This window comes from Sphingobacterium sp. UBA5789, assembly GCF_002418355.1.
Classification (GTDB): Bacteria; Bacteroidota; Bacteroidia; order Sphingobacteriales; family Sphingobacteriaceae; genus Sphingobacterium.
The window spans coordinates 1,126,554-1,140,432 of the sequence record NZ_DIDX01000001.1; the positions used below are offsets into that span (position 1 = coordinate 1,126,554).

Sequence of the window (13,879 nt, forward strand, 5' to 3'; positions counted from 1 at the left end):
ATCTTTACATGAGCGAAGAAAAGAAAAATACATCTACATATTCAGCCGATAATATTCAGGTATTAGAAGGCTTAGAAGCAGTTCGTAAACGTCCATCCATGTATATTGGTGATACAGGGGTAAAAGGGTTACACCATTTGGTTTATGAGGTAGTAGACAATTCTATAGATGAGGCTGTAGCCGGGTATTGTGACGATATTCTGGTTACTATCCATGAAGGGAATTCAATCTCTGTACAGGATAACGGACGTGGTATTCCTACAGGTATCAACAAGAAAGAGAATAAATCTGCTTTGGAGTTGGTCATGACCGTATTACATGCCGGTGGTAAATTTGATAAGGATACTTATAAAGTTTCCGGTGGTCTGCATGGTGTGGGGGTATCCTGTGTAAATGCGCTTTCAACCTTATTGATTGCAGAAGTACACCGTGATGGTCAGATTTTTAAACAAGAATATGAAAAAGGGAAACCTAAATACGATGTAAAGGCAATCGGAGAAAGTGAGCGCACAGGTACAACTGTTACCTTCTTCCCGGATCCGGAAATCTTTACGATGACTACGGTATATAATTATGATACCTTGTCTAATCGTCTTCGTGAACTGGCTTTCCTGAATAAAGGAATTCGTTTAACTATTGTTGATGAAAGAGAAGTCTTGGATGACGGATCATTTAGAAAAGATGTTTTCTTCTCTGAAGGAGGATTGCAGGAATTTGTTAAATTCTTAGATGGAAACCGTCAGTCTCTGATTCCTAATCCAATATATGTAGAAGGTATTAAGCAAGGCGTTCCGGTAGAGCTTGCCCTGCAGTATAATGATACGTATTCGGAGAACGTTCACTCGTATGTGAATAATATTAATACAATTGAGGGTGGTTCACACGTAGCAGGTTTCCGCCGCGGACTTACACGTACCTTGAAAAAATATGCTGAGGATTCAGGATTATTAAAAAATCTGAAAGTAGAGATTGCGGGAGATGACTTTAGAGAAGGACTTACAGCTGTTATTTCTGTAAAGGTAGCAGAACCGCAGTTTGAGGGACAGACTAAGACCAAATTAGGTAATAATGAGGTAATGGGTGCTGTGGATGTAGCTGTAGGAGAGATTTTAAGTACTTACCTGGAAGAGAATCCCCGTGAGGCGAAGATTATAGTGCAGAAGGTTGTTATCGCAGCTCAGGCACGTGCTGCTGCCCGTAAAGCGCGGGAGATGGTACAGCGCAAAACAGTAATGGGCGGATCCGGACTTCCGGGAAAATTAGCGGATTGCTCTGACAATGATCCGCACAAGTGTGAGATTTTCTTTGTCGAGGGAGATTCTGCGGGTGGAACAGCCAAGCAGGGACGCGATCGTAAGTTTCAAGCCATTATGCCGTTAAGAGGTAAAATTCTGAACGTAGAAAAGGCAATGGAACATAAAATATACGAAAATGAAGAGATCAAGAATATGTTTACTGCACTAGGTGTTAGTGTTGGTACTGCAGATGATGCGAAAGCATTGAATCTTGAAAAACTTCGTTATCATAAAATTGTAATCATGACGGATGCCGATGTGGATGGAAGCCACATTGCTACACTGATTCTGACATTCTACTTCAGATATATGAAGGAGTTGATCGAAAATGGATATGTATATATAGCTACACCTCCTTTATATCTGGTGAAGAAAGGTAAAGAATCTCAGTATGCATGGACGGAAGATCAGCGTTTACAGGCTATTCAACGTCTTAAGGGAGCAGGTAAAGAGGACAGCGTACATGTACAGCGATATAAAGGTCTTGGAGAGATGAATGCCGAACAATTATGGGATACAACCATGAATCCGGAACATCGTACGCTCCGTCAGGTGACTATTGATAATGCTGCTGAATGTGACCGTATTTTTTCCATGCTAATGGGGGATGAGGTTGCTCCACGTCGCGAATTTATTGAGAAGAATGCCCGTTATGCGAAAATTGATGCTTAATTTTTAAGAAATCAATATAAAGTTTAAAAGCCTGTTGAAATTTTCAACAGGCTTTTTTATGTTATTTTGTTTTCTTTTAGAAATAAATTGTTTAATTTCAAGAAATATTGGATCAATTATTATAAATTATGAAATTAAAGAAATTAATATTTTTAATGTTAATTTCTCTTAAAGCAGTATCTCAACCCTTCAATGCTGCACCTTTTCAGGGAATTGGAAATACGGGTATTGCTTTAGGAGGAATTTACAGTCTGACGAATAATCCTGCCGGTCTTGTGGAAATAGATGAACTGAATGTAGCGGTTGCCTACCAAAAGTATTTTCTTATGCAGGATATTCAGACGCAGGCAGCTTATTTTGCTCTTCCTCTCAAAGAATTGGGCGCTATTGGTTTCTCTGTTCATAGTTACGGAATACCATCATTAAGTTCATTTTTAAGGACAAATATTTCCTATGCCCGCAATTTTGCAGATATTTTATCCACTTCTGTCTCCTTAAATTATCATCGGAAGTCTGTAGCAAAATACGGAGGAGAACAGGTAATGTCATTCGATCTGGGTCTGCAGTATGCCTGTAATCCATCGCTTACAGTTGGATTTATATTTAAGAATATTACAAATGCAGTCTTAAAGGGAGCTGTAACAGATCGCATAGTTCAGGAAATAGGAGCGGGAACCAACTATCGGATATCTTCCGGTCTTATGGTGAACGTTGATCTGATATCTGATCTTCAGGAGCGGTGGTTTGTAAGGAGTGGCCTGGAATACCGCTTACATCCGAGTCTGGTGGTCAGAGGAGGAGTATCTTCTAATCCAATAGAATACTTTGCAGGAATAGGATTTGTACTCCCAAGGGTAAGGATCGATCTATCTTCATCTTTTCATCCCTATCTGGGTACATCTCCCCAAATAGCATTAGCCTATGGTTTGTGATCCGATCCGGATAGTAATAACGGTGATATTGCTATCCCTCTGTTTTTATGCTTTTGCGCAGGAATTAGAACAGCTGGAAGAGGAGCTTATAGAGCAAATAAATGAAGCGACTCCGGAAGATGTAGATGTCAGTGAATATACAGAACGACTGAGGTATTTCCTCCAAAATCCTATCGACCTCAATAAGACAGACGGAAGGGAGCTGTCCGAACTTTTGTTTCTGACTCCCATTCAGATTACTAATCTCTTGGATCACAGAAGGCGATCCGGAAGAATGCTATCGGTATTTGAACTTCAGGCAATAGATGGATTTGATGAAGTAACAGTTGCGCGTATTTTGCCGTTTGTGAAAATCGGACAGACCTCGGTATTTGAGCATTTTACACTTAATAAATTATTAAGTACATCCACACATGAATATATGTTTCGTTATGGAAGAGGGCTGGAACAGGCGAGAGGTTACCTGATAGGAGATACGTCCAGGTCCAGATATCTTGGTAATCCGGACCGCTACATGGTACGATACAGGTTGAATTATAAGGATGCTGTAAGACTTTCTCTAAACATGGAGAAGGATGCAGGAGAACCTTTTTTTAAATATGCACAAGGATCCGGCTTCGACTTTTATTCAGGAAGTCTTTCTGTCAGAGTAAATGATAAGTTAAAGGAAGTTATTGTTGGAGACTATTCTCTCCAATTTGGTCAGGGTTTGGTGGTATGGAACGGTCTGGCCTTTGGGAAAGGTTCCTGGGTGAGCAGTGTAGCCCGGCAAGGTATAGGTCTGAAACCCTATACTTCTTTTAATGAAACCAATTTTTTTAGGGGTGTGGCTGGTACAGTAACGATGGGAAGGATACAGGTGATACCATTTATATCCATAAAAAGACGAAGTGGGAATGTTTTAGAAACAGATTCAGGAAACATTATTCAATCTCTTTCTTTTTCCGGATTACATCGTACACTTACAGAACAAAGGCAGCGCTATGCAATTGGTGAATATGTACTTGGCAGTAATATAAATTTTAGAGTAGACCGGCTTCTTGTAGGTCTAAATCTTATAAATACTACATATAACGGATTTATAAAACCACCAGAACTATTACGAAACCACTTCGTATTTAGAGGTCAGTCGTTAACAAATATGAGTACATATTATCAATATACATTCAGAAATACCTATGCTTTCGGTGAAATAGCCAAAAGTGCAGGGAGTGGAATTGCTCTTGTAAATGGTATGGTTAGTAGTCTTCACCCAACATTTTCGTTAGTATTATTACACCGGTATTATCAAAGAGATTACCATCAATTCTTTGCACAGGGAATCGGAGAGAGTGGGACTGTTAACAATGAAAGCGGTCTGTATGGAGGTGCAGTATACCATCCTTCCCGTAAAATAGAGTGGGTCAGTTATGTAGATGTTTTTAAATTTCCATGGCTAAGATTTAGGGCTGATGCGCCTACAAAAGGATATGAAGTGTTTTCACAATTTACCTATCGATGGTATAAAAAGGGGAAGCTGGCTCTCCGTTTTCGCCACCGGTTTAGAGAAGAAAATTCCTCAGGCATAGAGTTCGCTGAACAGATACTTGCTGAGCTAAGAAGGAGTCAGTTGCGATGTGAATTCGAATATAAGCTGACAAATCAGTGGATGATCAGAAGCCGGGCAGAGGTTGTAAGATATACCAAAGAATTTGATGTCCTGGAGAAAGGGTGGTTAGGCGCTCAGGATGTCTTCTGGTCTTCCCGTAACAAGCGTGTAAGTGTCAATCTGCGAATAGCCTATTTTCATACAGATGGATTTAATTCCCGGATATATACGTACGAAAATGACGTGTTATACAGTTCCTCTTTTCCAGCATATTTTGATAAAGGCTACCGTTCCTATGCAAACGGAAGATGGCGAGTCCGTAAGAATATAGATTTGTGGGTTAAATATGCTGTCACTTTTTATCCGGATAAAGATGTAATAGGATCGGGGCTTGAACAGATTGCGGGCAACCGTAAATCTGATATTAAAATACAAGGCAGGATCCAGTTTTAAAGTCATGATCATGTATGATCCTCAACATATACCGTTTGTAAGACTGTTGCTTTTGTTTTTGACAGGGATCAGTCTGGGGTTTGGTATGGAAAATATAGTTTTCTCTATTTTTTACCTGGAATTGATGTTGATGTTGTTTCTTTTGATAACCATCCTCAGTTTTATTTTTCGGAACTCCCATCGTTTCAGATATGTGTATATGGGGGGACTATATGTTTTGATCTGTCTGTTTGGATTATGGAAAACGGTTAAAGATAACCCTCTTCATATACCTGATCATTTTTCAGTTTATCACGATCAGCAACTGGTCGGAATTATTGCAGATGAAATAGTCGTTAAGAATCAGATTGTCCGTTTTCCTGTTCGCATAATAGCGGGTATAAATAATTCAGGATCAGAAAGGAGATCCGGTAAGCTGCTTGTGACTGTTAAAAAAGGGCCATTAGCTGAAGGATTGCAATATGGGGATAAACTGATCTTGCAGACCAGTATAAAAGATGTATCTCCTCCTTTCAATCCCGGAGAATTCGATTATCAATCTTATCTTTCTTATCAGAATATCTGGCAATATAGCTTTTTAGACTCCTCACAATATAAGGTGTTGGAGCATCAGCAGGGGAATACAGCTCTGAGTTTTGCTCTTGCAATACGTAAAAGGATCGTAAATAAATTCAGACAATATATTCACGATGATACCGCATTTCAGATTGCTACTGCTATTATTTTAGGTTACCGGTCGGAAATGGATAAAGAAACTATAACAGCATTTAGTAACACAGGTACCATTCATGTATTGAGTGTTTCCGGGATGCATGTCGGATTGGTATTCTGGATTTTATCTTTCTTGTTAAAAGGTCTGAGGAGATGGAAAGCAGGTCGCAGCATTCAGTATATCATTTTATTGGTTTTCATATGGATGTATGTCGTTCTGACCGGACTTTCTCCCTCAGCATTAAGGGCTGGGCTGATGATTTCTTTTTTTGTGATTTCAAAAATGACCGGCAGAGATCTCAAGGCATATAATACAATTGCTGCTTCCGCATTTTTCATGCTGCTTATAGATACTAAAACATGCGCAGATCTGGGATTTCAGCTGTCGTATCTCGCTGTCTTAGGTATTGTAACGGTGTTGCCGTTATTGAATAGATTATATCTGCCGAAACGCAAATATTTCAAGATTTTAATGGAATACATATATATATCCATTGCTGCCCAGTTATTCACGTTGCCACTTGTTTTTTATTATTTCGGACAATTCCCAAATTATTTCCTGATTGCAAATATATTTATTGCTTTACCCTCTACATGTATGATGTATGTAGGATTAATATTGGCTTTTATTCCTATAGATCCACTGAGTCAGGCCATGGGAGAAATACTGGAATGGCTTATTCAGTTTATGTGGCAGGGACTTCATATACTGGATCGTCTTCCGGGATCATTAATTCAAGGTCTTATGTTTTCTATAGATCAGGTCATCCTGCTTTTTTTAGCCATATTTTTCTTATCCATAGCTTTTCATTACCGAATGAAACTGGCTTTTAAAATGGGGATGGCCTGTGTTTTGATCGTTCAGATTTTGTTATTTATGGATCATATAAAAATGAAGAAATATGTAGGGCTTCGGATCTATAATGTAAAAAAGCATCTTGCCATTGCGCATATTAATAAAGGCAAAGTTTTTTTATTCACTAATATGGATTCATTGACTCACCCGGTGATCTCTTATAGTGTATTGCCGGATCTGATACGTTATACAAATCAGAACGACTTTCATTTTCAAAAAGTTGCTGACGACAGCAACCGAAAGAATCTGCAACTGTCAACGTCTGATGTATCCCTTATTGTTTTAGAAAAATTTATAGCCGCAGATAAGTTGTTCCCGGCTGAAATACTGGTAATGAGGAAAAATAACCGAAGCAATCTGAAAGAAATTATTCCTGTTATACGACCTCGTCTGGTCATTATGGACGGCTCTAATACCGACAGTAAAATTGAAGATTATAAAAAGGAACTTGATATTTTGAAAGTGTCCCATTATTGCTTGAAGGATAATTTTGCTTATGTTTGGGTTGGAGATTAACTATGACAAGTAAGGTTATTTTAAAGCAGTATTGGGGATATGATTCATTCCGCCCTTTGCAGGAAGAAATCATTGATTCTATCTTACAGGAAAGAGATACCCTTGCACTGATGCCTACTGGAGGAGGTAAGTCTCTCTGCTATCAGATACCGGCTATGATGAAAGAAGGTATCTGTATTGTTATCAGCCCTCTGATCGCACTCATGAAGGATCAGGTGGAGCAGTTAAGAAAAAGAGGTATTGAAGCTATTGCGATCTTCTCCGGCATGAGTCCAAGAGAAATAGATATTGCATTAGACAACTGTATTTTTGGTAAAATAAAGTTTCTGTATCTTGCTCCCGAACGGTTGTATAGTGAGGTGGTAAGAGAGCGTATCCGTTATATGAAAGTCAACCTCTTTGCCATCGATGAAGCGCATTGTATTTCTCAATGGGGATATGATTTCAGACCTTCCTATTTACAGTTAACTGCGCTGAAAGAATTGCATCCTGCTATCCCCTTTTTAGCTGTTACAGCTTCTGCCACACCACGAGTCGTTGAGGATATCCAGGAAAAGCTGAATTTTAAAGTTCCTCAGGTATTCAGCATGAGCTTTGAGCGCAAAAATCTGGGATATATGGCCTTGCATGAAGAAGATAAGATAGGACGTATGATCCGCATTATCAAGAAGCAGGGAGGATCTGGAGTGGTCTATGTCCGAAACAGAAGAGAGACACAGGAAATTGCCCGTCATTTGCTGAATCACGGTATCCCGGCCGACTTTTACCATGCCGGTATGGATACAGTTGCCCGTTCTCAGAAACAGGATGCCTGGATGAATAATCAGATTCGGGTTATCGTAGCAACAAATGCTTTTGGGATGGGTATAGATAAAGCTGATGTACGCTTTGTTATCCATCTTGATATTCCTGATGCGCTGGAAGCCTACTATCAGGAAGCTGGCCGAGCAGGTCGGGATGGAAAGAAAGCATTTCCTGTACTGCTGTATCAACAGGAAGATCGGGAGAGGTTATGGAATAACATGGAGTCCGGATTTCCGGAAGTTAGCTTTATTCAGCAGCTGTATCACCACCTTTGCAATCATTTTCAGATCGCTTACGGAGCAGGTGAAGGAGCAGTATTTGATTTTGATGTCGTGGAGTTCGCCAAAAAGTATAAAATAGATCTTCTGGCAACAATGAGTGCATTGAAATTTCTGGAACGGGATGGATGGCTTTCGCTCTCTGAAGCCGTTTTTATACCAGCCCGGTTCAAGTTTGAAATAGACTATCAGGAATTGTACAAATTCCAGATCAGTAATGCAAAGTATGACGGTTTGATAAAAGCAATCCTGCGTTCATATGGCGGAGCTTTTGATTTTTATATTCATATTAATGAATATGAGTTTGCTAAAAAACTTAAGATCTCCTATGGAACAGTTGTGGAAATGCTGAAGAATCTGCAAAAACAACAGGTAGCCAGTTATCTGCCTCATACAGATGCTCCGCAACTGCAATTTTTGCAAAACAGGGTAGACTATAAAAATCTATATATTGATACACAGTTTATCAGGGAGAGGAGAGGAGTTAAAGAAGAACAAGTCAAGGCGATATATGCTTATCTTGATACGAAGAATTGCAGAAGTATTTCCATTCGTGAATATTTTGGAGAGAAGGACGCCACTCCATGTGGAGAATGTGATCTGTGTCTTATACGGCAGCATCGTGCCAATCAGGAACAAAAGATCATAGCAGAAGTCAAAATACTATTGATTGACGATACACTGGATCTTCACAGTCTGGTGGATCAGTTAACTATTGGAGATGAAGCGATTCGTTTAAAAGTGATTCGTCAGCTTCTGGACGACGGACAAATTGAAGTCAAAGACGAACAGTATAGCTGGGTGAATGCTTTTTAGGCTAAGTAACTTTAGGCGATTCTAATGGTAATTAATGGAATTTTATACTTTCTTTGTCTTTTTATATTGTTCATGTAAGCTGTAGCCCTGCATAATGTTAGGAATAATTTTATCAATCCTGGCGACTTGTGTCTTAGTTTGTTTCGCTTCTGCTATATATTCATTATATTCATTTTGCTTTGCAGGACTTAGTTTTTCAAAAGCTTCCTTCAGAATATTATCTTTTTCCAGCTCATCTTTCAGTAATTGGGGCATAAGCATATACTCTTTTTTACCGGGTACTACTTTCAGGCCTTTTTTCTCAACTTCTATTGCTTCTGTAATATATTCAGCGATCTGTTTATTGTTTATCTGTGAGCGGTCAGTGAAACGCCACTGTCTGAGGTTTTTGGTCTTTTCACCTTGTGTAGCACTCAATACCTGATAAGGATCTGTTAGATGTGATCCGTTATAAAACCAAAGCGCAAAATGATTTTTGAATCCTGCGAAAGAGAGAATATTTTTATTTTGATAGGTGAATACCGGACCACCCCACTTGGTTGTCTGTTCCAGAGGAAACTGTTGAATAATCTGTGTCAGCAGATCAAGTTCTTCTATCCATTTATTGGTTTTATCCATTCCGTTATTGTTTGATTAAAGATAAAATTTGCAATTTGATATCCGAATATAAACAAAAAAACCCTGACGATATCGTCAGGGTTTCGGAATATGTGGGAGAATCTAAAGATTATTTAGATTTCTTTTCGTCACCTTCCATTTGCTCTTTCAATTGTGCAAGAACGTCTAAGTCACCTAAAGTAGATTTCTCAACTGAATCTTTCACTTTTTTCACAGCAGAAGTAGCAGCTTTTGCTTCTTTCTTACGTGCGTTGAATTCTTCAACACGAGCTTCAGCTCTTTCATCTTCCCAGATACGAGAGTGAGAAATTACTAAACGTTTGTTCTCTTTGTTGAATTCAATAATTTTGAATTGAGCAACTTCGTCAACTTTCAATGAAGAACCGTCTTCTTTTACAGAGTGTTTAGAAGGGCAGAAACCTTCAACACCATATTGTAAAGCTACGATATCACCTTTGTCTCCAACTTTCAATACAGTACCTTCGTGAATTGAATCAATGGTGAAGATAGTTTCGAAAGTATCCCAAGGGTTTTCTTCTAATTGTTTGTGACCTAAGCTCAGTTTTCTGTTTTCTTCGTCAAGTTCTAAAACAACTACGTCTAATGTTTCACCAACTTTAGTGAATTCGTTAGGGTGGTTGATTTTCTTAGACCAAGAAAGATCAGAGATGTGGATCAATCCGTCGATACCTTCTTCAAGTTCAACAAATACACCGAAGTTAGTCATGTTTTTAACAACAGCTTGTTGTTGTGAACCAACAGGGTAACGCTCAGTGATGTTTTTCCAAGGATCTGGAGTCAATTGTTTTATACCAAGGCTCATTTTGCGCTCTTCTCTGTCCAGAGTCAGGATTTCAGCTTCGATTTCGTCACCTACTTTCAGGAACTCTTGCGGAGAACGTAAATTTTGAGACCATGACATTTCTGATACGTGGATCAATCCTTCTACTCCCGGGATGATTTCTAAGAAAGCACCGTAATCAGCAACTGTTACGATTTTTCCTTTTACTTTAGAACCGATCACAAGATCTTTATCTAAAGATTCCCAAGGGTGCTCAGATAATTGTTTCAAGCCTAATGCGATACGTTTTTTCTCATCGTCAAAGTCTAATACAACTACGTTGATAGTCTGATCCAATGCCAAAACTTCTTTCGGATGCTCGATACGACCCCATGAAATATCTGTAATGTGAAGTAATCCGTCAACACCACCTAAGTCGATGAACACACCGAAGTCAGTGATATTTTTAACAGTACCTTCTAATACTTGACCTTTCTCTAATTTAGCTACGATTTCAGATTTTTGGTTTTCCAAATCATCTTCGATCAACACTTTGTGTGAAACGACAACGTTTTTAAATTCGTGGTTGATTTTAACAACTTTGAATTCCATTGTTTTACCAACATATATATCGTAGTCACGGATTGGTTTGATATCGATTTGAGATCCAGGTAAGAATGCTTCAACACCTTTGATATCCACGATAAGACCACCTTTAGTACGGCTCTTAACAAAACCATCAATGATTGCATCATTTTCCAATGCTTCGTTGATAGCTTCCCAAGATTTTTGAGTTTTAGCACGTTTGCGAGATAATACTAACTGACCGTTAGCATCTTCTTGCGACTCTACGAAAACGTCAACTTTGTCACCAACCTTCAAATCAGGAAGATCACGGAACTCAGAAAGTGAAACAAGACCGTCAGATTTGAAACCTACGTTCAAAACAACGTCTTTGTTGTTTACAGATACTACAACACCCTCAATAATCTCGCCTTGGTTGATTTGGTTGAAAGTTCCAGCGTATTGCTCTTCTAATTTAGAACGCTCAGCTTCACTGTAACTTCCGAATTTTTTCTCATCAAGATCCCAGTCGAATTCACCTTCAGGGGTGCTCCAAGCGTTAGATTTGATTTCGTCGATTAATTTTGAATCAGCTTCTGATTCAATTTTTTCAGTGTCTTTCACCACTTTGGTGTCAGCACCTTGTAGCTCTGCGTTTTTCGCCGCTAACTCTTTTTCTGCTTCTTGTTTTTTTGCCATTAATTAATTTATCTCCTTTTCCCAACTCAGTTGGGACTGCAAAAATACGAAAAACTTTTATTAACAAGTATTTATGTGAAAAAAAATATAGACTTTCTTTGAAAATATTTGTGGAAACACCTTGAGATTGTGCTTATTGAGAAGCCTTCTCGCAGGAATTTAGCGTGTTGCAGATCACTTCTATTAATTTCTTTTCGTTGAAAGGTTTAATCAAAATGCCGTTAAAGCATAGATTATGCTTGATTTCCAGCGATTTTACCTGTTCATTATCAGAAGAGGTTGCGATCACAAGAATATCGTTGTATTTCGGATTTTTACGAATATGCATGAGTACTTCATCACCTGTCATCACCGGCATATTAATATCTGTTATGATAATATCGATCTTCTTTTTTTGTAACACTTCCAATGCTTCGGCCCCGTTAGTGGCTGTTTCTACATGAGGATGTAAAGCAAAAAAGTGCTTCATATACAGTAGATTAAGCGCGTTGTCATCTACAATAAGCCAGGAAATATCTTTACGTAATTCAGTTACAGACGTAACTTTTTCGGTATCTCCGGGCTTAGGTTGTTTTGGAGGTGGAATAGGGATCGTTATTATGAATGTGGTTCCCACATTCGATTGGCTAGTGAAGCTAATCTTGCCATTCAGACTATTGACAAGTTTTTTAAGTATGAACAAGCCCAGGCCAACTCCACCTTCAACCTTATTGTTCTTATTGACGGTAAAATATTTTCTGAAAATGGTTTTTTCAAGATCTGCAGATATACCAATGCCCTGATCTTCCACTGTTAAGATCAACTGACTGTTTTTAATATCAATCACAACAGAACTTGTAATTGTTCCTTTCTGAGAATATTTAATTGAATTGGAGAGCAGATTATTTAAGATATGTCTGATTTTGAATTCGTCGGAATATACAATCGTTCGCAATCCTTTTTCCTTAATATACTTTATCTGTAGATTTTTTAATTCGGCCTGATTACGATTTTGCTCAGCTACATCCATCAGCAATTCGTTGATATCAAAGTTGCTCAGCAACAGGTTATTACTGGAATCGTCTACTTTGCTGAGATTTAAGATATCATTAATAGTCTTTGAGGTACTTTGAATGCTTGAATATGCAGATTCCAGAAGTAGTTTATCTTTATCTGTATAGAGGTTTTCTTTCTTTTTTAATAAATCAATAATGCCTATCAGAGAGTTGATTGGTGTTCTGATCTCATGTGTTATTTCGGCTAAGGTATCCGTTTTTTCTTCTGCCAGTTTATTGGCATACAATTTTTCTTCGATAAGCTTACGCTCATAGTAATTGCTGTATAACTGGTAATAGATAATCATACAGATCATTATAAACATAAAAAACAGACAACTGATCATTGTCCACTTAAATTGACTGGTTCTTTCGAATAGTGTTTTTGTTTCGTTACTGGAGTTTATATGTTTCTGAAGAACCTGATTTTCATGGATATCTCTGATTATTTTGTTCAGGTCATACAAAAGTGAGAAATTAGTGGATAACAATTCCCGTTCTTTTTGGCGTAAATCAAAGAATGATTTTTTAAGGGTAGCCAGCTTACTTCTACTGTTAGTCGCGTTAGTATTTAATTGTTTTTGTAGTTGGATTTCCTTCTGTTTGATTTCATTGGTAACGAAGGGTTGAAGAGATATAGTGTCATTTTTGCCGTCAAATATTCTCTTGAAAAAAGGCTTTTTTCTTACTACAATATAATCTTTGACGTCGTTTTTTTTTATGGATCCCGAATGTGGAACTGGCTGAACGTTAAAGATCTCACTTTCGGATAACATCTGAGGATATTGCTTTAGCGTGTCCGAATAATTCAGAATTTCTGAAATCCGGAGCCGTAACAATACAAAATCGTCAGCTATTACTTTCCTTTTTCCGATGTTTTCATTATAAGATTTAGAGGAATTTGTCTCTGGATTGGAAGAAAGTAACATGGAATCTATAGCTCCATTGATCTCTAAAAGTTTATGTTCATATTTAGTATAATTTTCTATATCAAAATCAATAGAGAAGAGCCTGAAGTAGTTTTCAGCTTCATTATATTTGGTGAGGATTTCAGAAAAATCATTGTTCTCTTCATTAATAGAGAGATAGATATTTTCAAGTCTTTTCTGGATGTTTTTGTACTGTTGAATGGATATGAGAAATATTAATGATATAATTACAAACAAAACAATTGTAGAAAAAAGAAGAATCTTTCTTACCCGATTACTGTTTTGGTGTATGACAATCGATTTTCGCATTCAAAATAAATCCAGCACAAAATA

The 13,879-nt window shown here is 38.0% G+C and carries 8 protein-coding genes; 5 read left to right on the plus strand and 3 right to left on the minus strand.

The genetic code is table 11. The annotated features are described in order from the left end of the window. Nucleotides 1-8 precede the first annotated feature (8 nt). The 5 genes from gyrB (at nucleotide 9) to B4B65_RS04865 (ending at nucleotide 8,921) form a co-directional block, all read left to right on the plus strand. The gene (gyrB, locus tag B4B65_RS04845) at nucleotides 9-1,967 is read left to right on the plus strand and encodes a DNA topoisomerase (ATP-hydrolyzing) subunit B (protein WP_293913879.1); all 1,959 of its coding nucleotides are present in this window, start codon (nucleotides 9-11) and stop codon (nucleotides 1,965-1,967) included. Between the two features lie 128 nt (nucleotides 1,968-2,095). Then, nucleotides 2,096-2,899, plus strand: coding sequence for a DNA-binding protein (locus B4B65_RS04850; RefSeq protein WP_293913881.1), 804 nt, complete (start codon nucleotides 2,096-2,098; stop codon nucleotides 2,897-2,899). Beyond that, nucleotides 2,889-4,940 (plus strand): ComEA family DNA-binding protein, encoded by a 2,052-nt coding sequence (locus tag B4B65_RS04855; protein WP_293913883.1) that lies wholly within the window; start codon nucleotides 2,889-2,891, stop codon nucleotides 4,938-4,940. The genes B4B65_RS04850 and B4B65_RS04855 overlap by 11 nt, the downstream gene beginning before the upstream one ends. 10 nt (nucleotides 4,941-4,950) lie before the next feature. After that, the gene (locus tag B4B65_RS04860; protein ID WP_293913885.1) at nucleotides 4,951-7,023 is read left to right on the plus strand and encodes a ComEC/Rec2 family competence protein; all 2,073 of its coding nucleotides are present in this window, start codon (nucleotides 4,951-4,953) and stop codon (nucleotides 7,021-7,023) included. Nucleotides 7,024-7,025: 2 nt separating this feature from the next. Next, nucleotides 7,026-8,921, plus strand: coding sequence for a RecQ family ATP-dependent DNA helicase (locus B4B65_RS04865; RefSeq protein ID WP_293913887.1), 1,896 nt, complete (start codon nucleotides 7,026-7,028; stop codon nucleotides 8,919-8,921). 42 nt (nucleotides 8,922-8,963) lie between these two features. Here B4B65_RS04865 and B4B65_RS04870 read toward each other — a convergent pair whose 3' ends face one another. The 3 genes from B4B65_RS04870 to B4B65_RS04880 form a co-directional block, all read right to left on the minus strand. Further along, a complete protein-coding gene (locus B4B65_RS04870; protein ID WP_293913889.1) occupies nucleotides 8,964-9,539 on the minus strand; it encodes a YdeI/OmpD-associated family protein in 576 nt (191 codons plus the stop codon). A gap of 109 nt (nucleotides 9,540-9,648) precedes the next feature. Beyond that, nucleotides 9,649-11,583 (minus strand): 30S ribosomal protein S1, encoded by a 1,935-nt coding sequence (gene rpsA / locus B4B65_RS04875; RefSeq protein WP_003002268.1) that lies wholly within the window; start codon nucleotides 11,581-11,583, stop codon nucleotides 9,649-9,651. Between the two features lie 133 nt (nucleotides 11,584-11,716). Beyond that, nucleotides 11,717-13,783 (minus strand): ATP-binding response regulator, encoded by a 2,067-nt coding sequence (locus tag B4B65_RS04880; protein WP_293913892.1) that lies wholly within the window; start codon nucleotides 13,781-13,783, stop codon nucleotides 11,717-11,719. Nucleotides 13,784-13,879: the final 96 nt, after the last annotated feature.